Here is a 13539-nt window from a genome sequence, read left to right as displayed (position 1 = left end):
CCCCGGGTCCGCCCGACCGCGGCGGACGTCCCGACCACGAGGTCGGCACCGGTCACGTCGGTCCCGCCCGCGAGCAGCCCCGCCACGACGCCGAGCAGCCAGGCGTTGCCGGTCGAGCCGCCGCCGCCCAGGACGAGGGCGCGCTCGCCGGAGCCGGCGGCCGGAGCAGATGTCGTCACGAGCCGGGGACGCTAGTCCTCGGGACCCACCGGCGCCACGCCATTTCCGCCTTCGCCCCGGCCGCTCGCCCCCGTCAGCGCGCGAGCCCCAGGTACGCCAGCACCTCCGGCAGCAGGTCGGCGACGGGCCGCGTGCTGTCCACGACCAGCCGCTCGTCGTGCCGCGGCTCGTACTCCCGCGCCGTGCGCCGGACGTCGTCCCACGTCGGCAGCGGGAACCCCGGCAGGTCCGCCGGGCGCGTCTCGACCCGGCGCCGGTGCTCCGCGGGGTCCGGGCACACGACCTCGACCACCCGCAGCGTCGCCCCGTGCGCGGCCGCCGTCCCGGCCCACCCGTCCCGCGCGGCGCCCGAGGGGCTGACGGCGTCGGCGACCACCACCTGGCCGCGACGCAGGTGCGGGCCGGCGACCGCGTGCATCACGGAGTACGCGGCGATGCCGGACTGCTCCGGCGGGACGTCGTACCGGCGCATCGCCGCCTCGATGGCGTCCACCCGGAGCGCCACGACCGGCACCGCGTCGGCCACCGCGGCCGCGAGCGTGGTCTTGCCCGAGCCGGGCAGGCCGCAGATCTGCACCAGCACGTGGTCCTCCTCGTCCGACGGGGCGCCGTGCAGCGCCATCGTGGCACCGCACCGCCGCCCGCACCCGCGGGACCGCACCGCCGGGACCGCACGCCCGGGGCCACGGCCCGCCGGGCCGGAGTCACGTCCGGCTCCGCCCCCCGGTGCGCCGGCCGCGGGTAGCGTGCGCCGTGTCCGGACCGGCACGACGAGAGGGGCGGCGCGTGACCGACCGCATCGAGGAGCTGATGGACGCCAACCTGCGGCGGGTCTTCGGGGAGCGCGACCCCGAACGCCGGCGGGTGGCGATCGAGGAGACGTACACCCCGGACGTCGTGTTCTCGGACCCGGAGGAGACGGTGCGGGGCTGGGACGCCCTGCACCGCAAGGCCCAGGGGCTGCTCGACGGCGCCCCCGGGTTCGCGTTCTCCGCGGACGGCCCGGTCCGCCGGGCGCAGGACCTCGCTCTGCTCGGCTGGCAGTTCGGCCCGCCCGGGCAGGACCCCGTGGTCCGGGGCATCGACGTCGCCGAGGTGCGCGACGACCGGATCGCCCGCCTGTGGACGGTGCTGGTCCGGGACTGACCCGGGGACACTGGTCGCTGTCAGTGGTCGGCGGCATGCTGGGGTCCTCCGACGGAGGGAGCCGACGATGTCCACCCAGCCCGATGCCCGCCCGGTCCCGGTCGACCCGCCCGGGACGGTGCGCAGCCCCGCCTTCGCGCAGGGGATGGTGCTGCCCGCGGGCCCGACCCTGTACGTCGGCGGCCAGAACGGCCTCGACGCCGACGGCACGCTGCTCGACGGCCTCGGCCCGCAGACCGAGCAGGCGCTGCGCAACGTCCTGGCCGTGCTCGCCGAGGCGGGCACCGACGCCGACCACGTCGCGATCCTGCGGATCTTCCTCACCGCGGGCGTCGACCCGACGGCCGCCTACGAGGCGAGCGCCGCGGTGTGGGGCCGGCGCCGCACCGCGGTCACCGTGGTGTCCGTGCCCGAGTCCCGGCCGGGCGTGCTGGTCGAGATCGAGGCGGTCGCGTCGGTCCCGGCTCGCTGAGCTGCGGCACGGGCACGACCCCGGTCAGGCCCCCACGTACGCCGCCAGGTGCTCCCCGGTGAGCGTCGAACGGGCCGCCACCAGGTCCGCCGGCGTGCCCTCGAAGACCACCCGGCCGCCGTCGTGCCCCGCACCCGGGCCGAGGTCGACGATCCAGTCGGCGTGCGCCATGACGGCCTGGTGGTGCTCGATCACGATGACGGACTTCCCGGAGTCGACCAGCCGGTCGAGCAGCGCGAGCAGCTGCTCGACGTCCGCCAGGTGCAGGCCGGTGGTCGGCTCGTCGAGCACGAGCACGCCGCCCTTCTCCCCCATGTGCGTCGCGAGCTTCAGCCGCTGCCGCTCGCCGCCCGACAGCGTGGTGAGCGGCTGGCCGAGGCTGAGGTACCCCAGCCCCACGTCGGCGAGCCGGTCGAGCACCGCGTGCGCCGCCGGGGTCCGCGCGTCGCCCTCGCCGAAGAACGCCTCGGCCTCGGTGACCGACATCGCGAGCACCTGGCTGATGTCCTTGCCGCCCAGCGTGTACTCCAGCACGGACGCCTGGAACCGCCGGCCCTCGCACTCCTCGCAGGTGGTCGCGACCCCGGCCATCATCCCGAGGTCGGTGTAGACGACGCCGGCGCCGTTGCAGGTCGGGCACGCGCCGGCGGAGTTCGCGGAGAACAGGGCCGGCTTCACGCCGTTCGCCTTCGCGAACGCCTTCCGGACGGGCTCCAGCAGGCCGGTGTAGGTGGCGGGGTTGCTGCGCCGGGAGCCGCGGATCGCGCCCTGGTCGATGGCCACGACGCCGTCCCGCTTCGACACCGACCCGTGGATCAGCGACGACTTCCCCGACCCGGCCACGCCGGTGACGACGGTGAGCACGCCGAGCGGCAGGTCGACGTCGACGTCCACGAGGTTGTGCGACGACGCGCCCCGCACCTCGAGCACGCCGGTCCGTGTGCGGACCGCGGGCTTGAGCGCGGCCCGGTCGTCGAGGTGCCGCCCCGTGAGCGTGCCGCTGCGCCGCAGCTCCTCGACCGTGCCCTGGAACACGATGCGGCCGCCGCCGGTACCGGCGCCCGGGCCGAGGTCGACCACGTGGTCCGCGACGGCGATGGCCTCGGGCTTGTGCTCCACCACCAGCACCGTGTTGCCCTTGTCCCGCAGCCGGAGCAGCAGCTCGTTCATGCGCTGGATGTCGTGCGGGTGCAGGCCGATGGTCGGCTCGTCGAACACGTACGTCACGTCGGTGAGCGACGACCCGAGGTGCCGGATCATCTTGGTGCGCTGCGCCTCCCCGCCGGACAGCGTCCCCGAGGGCCGGTCGAGCGACAGGTAGCCGAGACCGATCTCCACGAACGAGTCCAGCGTCTCCCCGAGGGCCTCGAGGAGCGGCGCCACCGACGGCTCGTCGAGCCCCCGCACCCAGGCCGCCAGGTCGCTGATCTGCATGGCGCACGCGTCCGCGATGCTGATCCCGCGGATCTTCGACGACCGCGCGCCCTCGTTGAGCCGGGTGCCGCCGCACTCGGGGCAGGTGGTGAACGTGACGGCGCGCTCGACGAACGCGCGGATGTGCGGCTGCATCGCGTCGACGTCCTTGGCGAGCATCGACTTCCGGATCTTCGGGATGATGCCCTCGTAGGTGAGGTTGATGCCCTCGACCTTGATCTTCGTCGGCTCCTTGTGCAGCAGGTCGGCCAGCTCCCGCTTCGTGAAGTCGCGGATCGGCTTGTCCATGTCGAAGAACCCGCTGCCGGCGAAGATCCGCCCGTACCAGCCGTCCATCGTGTAGCCGGGCACGGTGAGCGCGCCGCCCGCCAGCGACTTGTCCGCGTCGTAGAGCTGGGTCAGGTCGAAGTCCTGGACGTCACCCCGGCCCTCGCACCGGGGGCACATGCCGCCGGTGACGCTGAACTCCCGGCGCTCCCTGGTCGGCACGCCGCCCTTCTCGAACGTCACGGCCCCGGCACCGCTGACCGAGGCGACGTTGAAGGAGAACGCCTGGGGCGAGCCGATGTGCGGCTGCCCGAGGCGGCTGAACACGATCCGCAGCATGGCGTTGGCGTCGGTCACGGTGCCGACGGTGGACCGCGGGTTCGCCCCCATCCGCTCCTGGTCGACGATGATCGCGGTGGTGAGCCCGTCGAGGACGTCGACGTCCGGGCGCGCGAGGGTCGGCATGAACCCCTGCACGAAGGCGCTGTACGTCTCGTTGATCATCCGCTGCGACTCGGCGGCGATCGTCGCGAACACCAGCGAGCTCTTGCCCGAGCCCGACACCCCGGTGAACGCCGTGAGCCGGCGCTTCGGGATCTCGACGTCGACGTCCTTGAGGTTGTTCTCCCGCGCGCCCCGGACCCGGATGAGGTCGTGGCTGTCGGCGACGTGCGACGTCGGCATCGGGTCTCCCTGGTGGGTCGGGGGCGGACGTGGACGGGAGGTGGCGGTCCAGCCTGACCGGCCGCGCGACGGCGCGCAAGGACCTCACGGCGTGCGTGCCGCGTGCCGCCCCGATCAGTCCGCGAGCGCCGCGCGGTAGGGCCGGAAGAAGTCCCGCAGCTCGCGGGCGTAGGCCTCGGGCTCCTCGATCGGCGCGAAGTGCCCGCCGCGGGGCGGCTCGGTGATGCGCACCGCGTGGGCGGTCCGCTCCAGCCACGCGCGCGGCGGCCTCAGGACGTCGCCGGCGAAGATCGAGAACCCCGACGGCACCTCGACGCGGCGGGCCAGCTGCTCAGGCGGGATCGCGGCGTTGGCCCGGTACATCCGCATCGAGGACCCGATGGTCCCGGTGAGCCAGTAGATCGTGAGGTTCGTGAGGATCTGGTCCCGGGTGAGCGAGCCCTCGGGGTCGCCGCCGCCGCCGCTCCAGGCCCGGAGCTTCTCCCCCACCCAGGCCGCGAGGCCCGCGGGCGAGTCGGTCAGGCCGACCGCCTGCGTCTGCGGCTTGGTCCGGTGCAGGATCGCGTACGCCCCCTCGGTCGCGACCCACCCGGCGACGTCGTCCAGCCAGGCCCGCTCCTGCGGGGTGAGGGTCGCGGGGTCGGCCTGCGGCCGGGGCACGCCCGCGTCCGTCCGGTGCACGGCGACGACCCGGTCGGGGTGGTCGAGCGCGAGGTACCGGGTGACGTGGCTGCCGATGTCGCCGCCCGCCGCGCCGAACCTGTCGTGGCCGAGCGCCGTCATCAGCTCGGTCCAGAGCCCGGCGACCGCGATCGAGTCCAGGGCCTGCGCGGGCCGGTCGGAGTAGCCGAACCCCGGCATGTCGGGGACGACCACGTCGAAGGCGTCCGCCGGGTCCGCGCCGTGCGCGCCGGGGTCCGCGAGCAGGTCGACGACCTCGGAGTACCGCCAGAACGAGTCCGGCCAGCCGTGGGTGAGCACCAGGGGCAGCACCGGCCCCGCCGGGGCGACGGCCCGGGCGTGCACCACGTGCACCCGGAGCCCGCCGACCCGCACCCGGTACCGGGGCAGCCGGTTCAGCTCCGCCTCCCGGGCGGGCCAGTCGAAGTCCTCGGCCCAGGTGCGCACCAGGTCCCGGAGCCAGGCCACGTCCACCCCGGACGACCAGCCCGCGTCCTCGGGGACGTCCGGCCACCGGGTCGCGCGCAGCCGGGCGCGCAGGTTCGCGAGCGCCGCGGGGTCGGTGCGCGAGGTGAACGGCTCGGGGGCCGCGGGGCCGTGCTCGGCGTCCGGCATGGGGCCACCCTAGGACCGGTACGGCGCCGCCGGCAGGGGTCAGCCGCCGATGCGCACAGGGTGCTCGGCCCCGCCGTACAGCGCCCCGTCCCACGGGTGCACCCAGCCGCCGGCCTCGGGCGGCAGCGCCGTCCGCCACAGCTCCGCCCCGGTCCGCAGCGACCACGCGACGAGCTGCGCCTCGCTGCCCGGCGACTGCTCGACGAGGAGCAGCGCCCGGCCGTCCGTGACGGGCGAGAGCGAGCTGCCCGACACGTCCTGGGCGGGCGCACCGTCGTCCCCGACGCTCCGGGCCGTGCGCCACCGCTCGCGGCCGTCGCGCGCGTCGACCGCCCACGCGGCGGTGGCGTCGACCCCGTACAGCACGCCGTCGAGCAGCAGCGGCCAGCTGTCGACCGACCCGTCGAGCCCGGCCTGCCAGAGCGTCTCCCCGGTCGCGGCGTCGACACCGCGCAGCGTGCGGTCGCCCCCGACGACGGCGGAGAACAGCTCGACCCCCGGCGCCGAGCCGTCGTCGACGCCGAGTCCGAGAGGCAGGGCCGGCACGATCCGCGTCCCCGTGCCGTCGTGACCGGCGAGCCGCACCGAGCCCGGGTCGCCGTCCTGCACCAGCAGGCCGCCGTCCCGGCCGGTCCAGACCTGGATGCCCTCGGCCAGGCGCGCACCGTCGGCCCGTCCCAAGACCTGCACCCGCCCGCCCGTCCACACCGTGACGCGCTCGTCGCCGAGGTCGAGGCGGGGGTCGAACACGGGATCGACCCCCGGCAGGCCGCCCAGCTCCGTCGACCAGACGACCGCCTCGGAGGCGACGTCCTCGGCCGTGACGCGGACGACGCCGTCCGCGGTCACCTGCCCCAGGACCGCCAGCTCCGCGTCGGCGACGACGGAGGTCTGCGGGGCGACGTCCCGCTGGTGCAGGACGGCCCCGGTGCCGGCGTCGAGCGTCAGGAGCCGGCTGCGGGTGGACGGGTCCTCCCGCCACCCGCCCCCACCCGTGAGCGTCGCGGGGCGGTCGGTCACGAGGCACCGCACCCGGGTGGCCGGGCCGGTGCCGCCGTCGGCCCCCCAGCACACGGGCGGCTGCATCGTGGGCCGGGCGGTGGCGTCGTCCTGCGTCTCGACCTCCGTCCGCCACGCGACGGCGCCGGACTCCTCGACCACGCCGGTGACCGCTCGCGGCCGCCCGAACTCGACCGGCTCCGCCGCGACGCGGAGGTCGCCGGCGGCGATGCCGGTCCCGCCGAGCGGGACGGTCAGGGCGGCGTCGACGGGTGTCGTCGGCAGGTCGGGTCCCACGTCGTACCGGACCACGCCCGGCACCTCCCGCGCCGCCGCGACCCGGTCCCGCTCCCGCGCGTCCTGGACCACCTGCACCGCGACCACGGCCCCGACCACCAGGACCGCCACGGGCCACCAGCGGATCAGGGCGCGCCGGCGGGCGCGGTGTGCGGCGTCCTCGGCAGCCGCGCCGCCGGGGCCGGGCCCGCCCGCCGCCCCGGGCGCGTCGAGCTCGACCTCCTGCATCGCGTGCTCGCGGGCCATGCCCGCAACCTACGCGCGGCGGCGAGTGGTGTGGGCGGATTCCGTGCTCCCCGTGGGCGGGCGCGGTGCGGGCTGCGCACACCTATTGCTTTTCGATAGATTACGAGCGATCCTCGATCCCATGACCGTCGACCGCTGGGCCACCGCCCTGCTCCGCCTCGCCCTCGTCGTGCTGTTCGGGATCCTGGTCGTGTTCCAGACCCTGTCCCTGCCCGGGCAGTTCCGGTACCTCGCCGAGCAGAACCCCGAGGACGCCGCCCTGCGCTGGCCCGCCACCGTGATCACGATCTTCTGGGTCCTGTGCGTGCAGGTCGTGATCGTCGCCACCTGGCGGCTGCTGACCCTGGTGCGCCGCGACCGCATCTTCACCGAGGCGTCGCTCGGCTGGGTCGACGCGATCGTCTGGGCGGTCGCCGCGGGCTGGCTCGTGCTGGTCGGCGTGCTCGTCTGGGTCGGCCTGCACGCCGACGACCCCGGCCTGCCGATGCTGCTCTTCCTCGCCACCGCCGTCGTCACCGTGGTCGCCCTGGTGCTGCTGGTCCTGCGGGCGCTGCTGCGCCAGGCCACGGCCCTGCGCACCGACCTGGACGCGGTGATCTGATGCCGATCGTCGTCCGCATCGACGTCGAGCTCGCCCGCCGCAAGATGAGCGTCGGGGAGTTCGCCGAGCGCGTCGGGCTCACCCCCGCGAACGTGGCCGTGCTGAAGAACGGCCGGGCCAAGGCCGTGCGGTTCAGCACCCTGGAGGCGATGTGCCGGGTGCTCGACTGCCAGCCGGGCGACCTGCTGGAGTGGGTCCCGGAGGACTGAGCGGTGGCCGGGGGCGCGAACGGGCCGACCTCCCGTCAGCGCCCGCCCGGCGGGGCCGTCGCCGCCACCCGTTCGGCCGTGCGTGCGGGCTGCTCGTCACCCGTCACCAGCACGTCGGTCGCCAGCGCACGGACCCCGGGGTCGTCGAGCCACCCGGCCAGGAAGTCGTGACCGTCCCGGACCCAGTCGGTGCCCTTCGTCGCGACCGCCCGCGCCCGCAGCACCCGCAGCGCGTCGTCGCGTCCGGCGGCCGGCAGCAGCAGGACCACGGCACCGGCCGTCGCGAGCGCGGCGCGGACCGCCTCCCGGTGGGCCGGGTCCTCGTACGTGGTGTGGCCCGCCCCGAGGGCGACGACGGCGCCGGGGTGGTCCGCGACCAGCCGCCCGACGGCGTGCGCGCGGGCGGGCTCCCACTCGCGCTCGGCGGCGAGCCGTCCCACCTCCGCCACGCGGTCGACGAGCCGGTCCAGGTCCCAGCCGACCTCGCGGTAGTACCGCTCGCCGACCGCGTCCGCGTCCACGAACGGCACGCCGAGGAGGCGCGCGGCCGCCTCGCCCGCCGTCGACTTCCCGCAGGCGGCCGGGCCGACGAGCACCAGCAGCGGACCGGACGCGCCACCCGGTCGAGGACGAGGGCGGACGGCGGGCACCGGACGAGTCTGCCGCACCGGTCCTCCCGCGGCGGCCGGCGCGTCCGCGCGGGCGGCGCGAGCCCCGCTGGCACACTCGGCCCCGGCACCCCGCCGGACCGAGAGGACGCGACCGATGTCGTTCCAGGCCTACCTCGACGCGATCGAGCAGAAGACCGGCAGGACCCCCCGCGCCCTGGTCGACGAGGCGACCGCCCGGGGTCTCGCGGCCGACGACGTGAAGGCGGCCGCGATCGTCGCCTGGCTGGCCGAGGACTACGGCCTGGGCCGCGGGCACGCGATGGCGCTCGTGCACGTGATCAGGAACGGCCCGCAGATCGGCACGAAGCACGTCGGGTCCACCGGCACCCACCGGGACGAGTCGGCGACCCTCTGGCTCGACGGCCGGGCCACCGACCCGCACTGACCACGACGCCACCGCACCGGGCAGGCCGCTCAGCAGGACAGATGCGAGCACGGCGGTCAGACTTCCCGCGTGAGGACGATCGGTGTGGAGGAAGAGTTCCTGCTCGTCGCGGAGGACGGCTCGCCGCGGGCGGTCGCGGCCGCCGTGCTGCAGCACGCCTCGTCGCAGGGCGACGGGGACGACGCGGGCGAGCCGGGCGGCAACCTGGAGAAGGAGTTCGCCCAGGAGCAGGTGGAGACGTCGACGCACCCGTGCACCGACCTCGGGGCGCTGCTCGAGGAGGTGCGCGCGGGCCGGTGGCGCGCCGACTCCTCGGCGCAGCACGCGGGCGCCCGGATCGCGGCCCTCGCGACGTCGCCGCGGGACGTCGAGCCGACGGTCGTGGTGAACCGCCGCGCGCAGGACATCGCGACCGAGTTCGCCCAGACCGCGCGCGACCAGCTGACCTGCGGCTGCCACGTGCACGTCGAGGTCGCGGACGACGAGGAGGGCGTGCGGGTCGTCGACCACCTGCGCCGCTGGAACCCCGTGCTGCTGGCGCTGTCCGCGAACAGCCCGTTCTGGCGCGGCGACGACTCGGGGTACCAGAGCTTCCGGTCGCAGGTCTGGGGCCGGTGGCCGACGGCCGGCGCGACCGCCCCGTTCGGCGACGCGGCCACCTACCGGGACACGGTGCGCTCGCTGGTCGAGAGCGGGACGATCCTCGACACCGGGATGGTGTACTTCGACGCCCGGCTGTCCGCGCGGTACCCGACCGTGGAGGTGCGGGTCGCGGACGTCTGCCTCGACCCCGAGGACGCGGTGCTGCTCGGGGCCCTGGTGCGCGGTCTGGCCGACACGGCGCTGGACGGCGCGACCGAGCCCGGCCCGCAGCCCCGCGCGGAGGAGGTGCGGGTGGCCGGCTGGCGCGCCGCGCGCTCCGGGCTGACCGGCGACCTGGTCAGCCCCGCCACGGGCCGCCCCGTGCGCGCGGCGCAGGCCGTCGACGAGCTCGTGCGGCACGTGACCCCGGCCCTCGAGCGCACCGGCGACCTGGCCTGGGTCCGGGAGCACCTCGACGCGCTGCTCCGGCGCGGCAACGGCGCGCAGCAGCAGCGGCGGTGGCGGCACGAGGGGGCGGACGACGCCGAGCTCGTCCGGCGCGCGGTCCGCAGCACGCTCGGCTGACCCCCGCGAGCAGGGGTGACGCACGCGACACGGTGGCGACGACGCGCTGACCAGCGACGTCGCGGTCGTGCGCCGGCCCTGCGCGGGGTCACCCGGCCGCCCTCGCCGCGCGTTCACCGGACCTTCACGCCAGACTGGAACACTGAACGGTCCCCGGACGTTGAACCCGCCGAACAAGCGATACGTCTGCAAGTCAAGGCACGGAGGTCCCTGATGTCGAACCGGTCCCTGCGCGGTATGCGCATCGGGTCCCACAGCATGGAGACGGACGAGGGCGTCGACTTCGCGCCGCGTCTCCAGGCGTACTACGACTGCCCGAACGGGCACACGATCATCCTGCCGTTCTCGGTCGAGGCCGACGTCCCGGTGGTGTGGGAGTGCCGGTGCGGCGAGGAGGCGCTGCTGCGCGACGCGTCCAAGCCGGAGCCGAAGGCCACCAAGCCCCCGCGCACCCACTGGGACATGCTGCTGGAGCGCCGCACGATCAAGGAGCTCGAGGAGCTGCTCGACGAGCGCCTCGACCTGCTCCGCGCCGGCAAGCTGCGCCGGAGCGCCTGAGCACCTCGGGACGGCCGTGCACGGGCCCCGCACCCTCGGGTGCGGGGCCCGTCGTCATCCCCGGCGTCAGCCCCGGCGGCCCGCCGCGCGGCGCACCAGGTCGCGCAGCTGGCGGGCCCGTTCCTGCGCGCCCCACACCGTGACGAGCACCAGCGCCTCGACCACGATCGACCGGCTCATCTTCGACCGGCCCTCCGCGCGCTCCACGAAGGTGATCGGGACCTCGACCACCCGGCCGCCGGCCTTGATCACCCGCCAGGCCATGTCGATCTGGAAGCAGTACCCGTGCGACGCGACCTCGCCCAGCGCCAGGGCGCCGAGGGTGCCCGCGCGGTAGACCCGGAACCCGGCCGTGGCGTCCCGCACCGGGAGCCCCATCGCGAGCCAGGCGTACACGTTCGCGCCGCGGGACAGCAGCTGGCGGTGCAGCGGCCAGTTGACCACGCGGCCCCCGCGGACCCAGCGCGAGCCGATGACGAGCTCGGCGTCCGGCACGCGGTCCAGCAGCCGCGGCAGGTCCTCCGCGCGGTGCGAGCCGTCGGCGTCCATCTCCACGACCGCGTCGTACCCCCGGTCGAGCGCCCAGCGGAACCCCGCGACGTACGCGGTGCCGAGCCCCTGCTTGCCCGTGCGGTGCAGCACGTGGATGGCGGTGCGGCCGCGCTCCGCGGCGTCGGCGGCGGCGATCCGCTCGGCCAGCTCCCCGGTGCCGTCCGGCGACGCGTCGTCCACCACGAGCACGTCGGCGTCCGGCACGTGCAGCCGCAGGGCCGCCAGCGCCCGCGGCAGGCTGTCGCGCTCGTCGTACGTCGGGACGACGACCAGGACCCGGCCGGCCGGGGCGGGGCGGGCGGGGGTCACGCCGCGCCGTCCGGGCGGTCGTCGCGGCGCACGCGCCACGCCCCCGCCGCGCCGGCGGCGGTCATCACGAGCGCCAGCGCCCCGACGACACCGCTCGGCCAGCCCCCGAGGGCGGCGGCGGGCGTCAGCGACTGGCGCAGCGGCAGCCGGGCCACGAGCTGGTCGGGGGTGAACAGCTCCGTGTCCTGCGCGACGGCGCCGTTCGGCGCGATGACGGCGCTGACCCCGACCGTGCTGACCTGGACCGTCGCCCGGCCGAGCTCGACCGCGCGCAGCCTGGCCATCGCGAGCTGCTGCGTGGACTCGGCGGAGAACCCGAACGAGGCGTTGTTGGTCTGCACGACCAGCACCTCGGCGCCCTCGCGGACGGCCTCGCGGACGATGCCGTCGTACGCGACCTCGAAGCAGATGACGTCGCCGATCTGCACCGTGCGGCCGAGGCGCTCGGACTCGAGCGGCACCACGCCGGGCTCCGTCCCCGCGAGCATGTCGTTCTGCACCAGGTCGACGGCGGACGAGAACGGCCGGACGAGGTCCCGCAGCGGGATGTACTCGGCGAACGGCGCCGGGCGCTGCTTGGAGTACGAGGCCACCGGACCGACGCCGGGCTCCCACAGCAGCGACGTGTTGTACCGGCCGCCCGACTCCGGGTACTGGATGGTGCCGATGAGCATCGGCGCACCGACGGCCCGGGCGGCGGCGTCGATGTCCGCGGCGGCCTGGCCGTCCACCTCGGGGTCGATGTCGGTGCCGTTCTCGGGCCAGAGCACGAGGTCGAGGTCGCCGGGCTCGACCTGGTCGAGCAGCGCGTACGTGCCCGCCAGGTGGTTGTCGAGCACCTCGCGGCGGGTGTCGAACGCGTGCAGCCCGGGCCGGGACACGTTGCCCTGCACGGCGCCGACCGTCAGGTGGCCGTCCTCGGCGCGGGTGTTCGTCGGCACGAGGAGACCGGCGACCACCAGGGCCACCGCGACGCCGACCCGGCCGAGCAGCGGCAGCAGCGCGAACCGGCGCGCGGCCAGCCACGCGAGGGCGAGGGCGGCGCCCGCCGCGGCCACGGCCGCGGACACGAGCGGCGCCCCGCCCAGCCGCGCGAGGGCGAGCGCCGGGGAGTCCGCCTGCGAGAACGCCAGCCGGCCCCAGGGGAACCCGCCGAAGGGCCACATCCCCCGCAGCTCCTCGACCGCCACCCACAGCACGGTGAACACCACGAGCTGCAGCGATGCACGCCGCCACACCGCCTCCCCGCGGCGGGCCCAGGACCACGCGGCGCCGAACAGGGCGACGAAGCCCGCCTCCGCCACCGAGAGCGCGATCCACGGCACCGCGCCGACCGCGACGTCCGCCCAGGTGAGCAGCGGCACGAAGAACGCCAGGCCCCACAGCCAGCCGACGAGGGCGTTCCACCGGGCGCTGTCACGCCGCATCGCGAGGAACAGCAGGGCGACGCCCGGCGCGGCGGCGTACCACCGGCCGAGGTCCGGGAACGCGGTCCAGGTCAGCAGGCCGCCGAGGACCGCCAGGACCGCGCTCCACCAGCGGGAGGGGTCACGGAGCGGCACCGCGCCAGGGTACGGCACCGACCTGTCCGGTCGGTGCCGCGCAGGACCACGGCGGCGCGAGCGCCTGTGCACCAGGAGCCGACCGACCGGCCCGCGTGTCCTTCGTACCGCACGACACCGCCTGGGCGGCGCCCGTTCTCTAGTGAACACGCGGGCCTGGTCGGAGCCCGACGTGGCCCGGACGTCCTGCCCCCTGGGGCGCTCACCGATCGGCGCCTTCGCCGGACCACTCCCGAGAACCTATCGAACCGGGAGGGGGTGTCAAGGGTCCCGCGGGGCCGCTCAGCGGCGTCCCCGCAGGTCGTGCGGCGCGTCGCGCCGTGCCGGATTTGTCCAGATGGTCGAGACGCTTCGGCGTGTCGTCCGGCGTGTCGCCCGGGCCCCCGCCGGGCGCGCCGGTGGCGCCGACCGGGTGACGCGCCGCCCCGCCCGGAGCAGCGGATTCACCCGTCCGCGCGATGCGGGCCCCGCGGGCGCGGAGCGGGACGGCGGGACCGGTGGCGG

14 protein-coding genes are annotated in these 13539 nt (G+C 75.9%); 7 read left to right on the top strand and 7 right to left on the bottom strand.

What is annotated here, in order from left to right:
• Positions 1–253: 253 nt before the first annotated feature.
• Positions 254–802, bottom strand: a complete 549-nt coding sequence (locus FA014_RS12670; protein ID WP_154730034.1) for an AAA family ATPase — start codon at positions 800–802, stop codon at positions 254–256.
• 164 nt (positions 803–966) lie between these two features.
• Between FA014_RS12670 and FA014_RS12665 the strand changes: the two genes are divergently transcribed.
• A complete protein-coding gene (locus FA014_RS12665; protein WP_230323120.1) occupies positions 967–1326 on the top strand; it encodes a nuclear transport factor 2 family protein in 360 nt (119 codons plus the stop codon).
• A 67-nt stretch (positions 1327–1393) separates the two neighbouring features.
• A complete protein-coding gene (locus tag FA014_RS12660) occupies positions 1394–1798 on the top strand; it encodes a RidA family protein (protein ID WP_154730033.1) in 405 nt (134 codons plus the stop codon).
• 24 nt (positions 1799–1822) lie between these two features.
• Here FA014_RS12660 and FA014_RS12655 read toward each other — a convergent pair whose 3' ends face one another.
• From FA014_RS12655 to FA014_RS12645, 3 genes are all read right to left on the bottom strand, one after another.
• Complete coding sequence (locus FA014_RS12655; protein WP_154730032.1) at positions 1823–4183, bottom strand: ATP-binding cassette domain-containing protein; 2361 nt, start codon at positions 4181–4183, stop codon at positions 1823–1825.
• 114 nt (positions 4184–4297) lie between these two features.
• Positions 4298–5479, bottom strand: a complete 1182-nt coding sequence (locus FA014_RS12650) for an epoxide hydrolase family protein (RefSeq protein ID WP_154730031.1) — start codon at positions 5477–5479, stop codon at positions 4298–4300.
• Positions 5480–5518: 39 nt separating this feature from the next.
• A complete protein-coding gene (locus FA014_RS12645) occupies positions 5519–7021 on the bottom strand; it encodes an outer membrane protein assembly factor BamB family protein (RefSeq protein ID WP_154730030.1) in 1503 nt (500 codons plus the stop codon).
• Between the two features lie 121 nt (positions 7022–7142).
• Between FA014_RS12645 and FA014_RS12640 the strand changes: the two genes are divergently transcribed.
• Both FA014_RS12640 and FA014_RS12635 read left to right on the top strand, forming a co-directional pair.
• Positions 7143–7622 (top strand): DUF2975 domain-containing protein, encoded by a 480-nt coding sequence (locus tag FA014_RS12640; protein WP_154730029.1) that lies wholly within the window; start codon positions 7143–7145, stop codon positions 7620–7622.
• Positions 7622–7831 (top strand): helix-turn-helix domain-containing protein, encoded by a 210-nt coding sequence (locus tag FA014_RS12635; protein WP_154730028.1) that lies wholly within the window; start codon positions 7622–7624, stop codon positions 7829–7831. The genes FA014_RS12640 and FA014_RS12635 overlap by 1 nt, the downstream gene beginning before the upstream one ends.
• 35 nt (positions 7832–7866) lie before the next feature.
• Here FA014_RS12635 and FA014_RS12630 read toward each other — a convergent pair whose 3' ends face one another.
• On the bottom strand, positions 7867–8481 hold the full coding sequence (locus tag FA014_RS12630) for a shikimate kinase (RefSeq protein WP_195969276.1): 615 nt from the start codon (positions 8479–8481) through the stop codon (positions 7867–7869).
• A gap of 115 nt (positions 8482–8596) precedes the next feature.
• Between FA014_RS12630 and FA014_RS12625 the strand changes: the two genes are divergently transcribed.
• The 3 genes from FA014_RS12625 (at position 8597) to FA014_RS12615 (ending at position 10612) form a co-directional block, all read left to right on the top strand.
• On the top strand, positions 8597–8887 hold the full coding sequence (locus tag FA014_RS12625) for a DUF4287 domain-containing protein (RefSeq protein ID WP_154730026.1): 291 nt from the start codon (positions 8597–8599) through the stop codon (positions 8885–8887).
• Positions 8888–8956: 69 nt separating this feature from the next.
• Positions 8957–10054, top strand: a complete 1098-nt coding sequence (locus FA014_RS12620; RefSeq protein WP_230323119.1) for a carboxylate-amine ligase — start codon at positions 8957–8959, stop codon at positions 10052–10054.
• Positions 10055–10267: 213 nt separating this feature from the next.
• Positions 10268–10612: an RNA polymerase-binding protein RbpA gene (locus FA014_RS12615; protein ID WP_147793582.1), complete on the top strand. Its 345-nt coding sequence runs from the start codon at positions 10268–10270 to the stop codon at positions 10610–10612.
• 66 nt (positions 10613–10678) lie between these two features.
• Here FA014_RS12615 and FA014_RS12610 read toward each other — a convergent pair whose 3' ends face one another.
• Both FA014_RS12610 and lnt read right to left on the bottom strand, forming a co-directional pair.
• Positions 10679–11473 carry a polyprenol monophosphomannose synthase gene (locus tag FA014_RS12610; protein ID WP_154730025.1) on the bottom strand — a complete coding sequence of 265 codons (795 nt, stop codon included), beginning with the start codon at positions 11471–11473 and terminating at the stop codon, positions 10679–10681.
• Positions 11470–13035, bottom strand: a complete 1566-nt coding sequence (gene lnt / locus FA014_RS12605; protein ID WP_154730024.1) for an apolipoprotein N-acyltransferase — start codon at positions 13033–13035, stop codon at positions 11470–11472. The genes FA014_RS12610 and lnt overlap by 4 nt, the downstream gene beginning before the upstream one ends.
• Positions 13036–13539: the final 504 nt, after the last annotated feature.

Source organism: Cellulomonas hominis (assembly GCF_005239125.1).
GTDB lineage: Bacteria > Actinomycetota > Actinomycetes > Actinomycetales > Cellulomonadaceae > Cellulomonas > Cellulomonas hominis_A.
The sequence above is the reverse complement of the archived record's forward strand: the minus strand, read 5'-3'. Positions and strand labels throughout refer to the sequence as shown.

Bases quoted from the DNA above. Each gene is read 5' to 3' on its own strand.
- FA014_RS12670 (WP_154730034.1), bottom strand. From the start codon at position 802: ATGGCGCTGCACGGCGCCCCGTCGGACGAGGAGGACCACGTGCTGGTG.
- FA014_RS12660 (WP_154730033.1), top strand. From the start codon at position 1,394: ATGTCCACCCAGCCCGATGCCCGCCCGGTCCCGGTCGACCCGCCCGGG.
- FA014_RS12655 (WP_154730032.1), bottom strand. From the start codon at position 4,183: ATGCCGACGTCGCACGTCGCCGACAGCCACGACCTCATCCGGGTCCGG.
- FA014_RS12650 (WP_154730031.1), bottom strand. From the start codon at position 5,479: ATGCCGGACGCCGAGCACGGCCCCGCGGCCCCCGAGCCGTTCACCTCG.
- FA014_RS12645 (WP_154730030.1), bottom strand. From the start codon at position 7,021: ATGGCCCGCGAGCACGCGATGCAGGAGGTCGAGCTCGACGCGCCCGGG.
- FA014_RS12640 (WP_154730029.1), top strand. From the start codon at position 7,143: ATGACCGTCGACCGCTGGGCCACCGCCCTGCTCCGCCTCGCCCTCGTC.
- FA014_RS12635 (WP_154730028.1), top strand. From the start codon at position 7,622: ATGCCGATCGTCGTCCGCATCGACGTCGAGCTCGCCCGCCGCAAGATG.
- FA014_RS12625 (WP_154730026.1), top strand. From the start codon at position 8,597: ATGTCGTTCCAGGCCTACCTCGACGCGATCGAGCAGAAGACCGGCAGG.
- FA014_RS12615 (WP_147793582.1), top strand. From the start codon at position 10,268: ATGTCGAACCGGTCCCTGCGCGGTATGCGCATCGGGTCCCACAGCATG.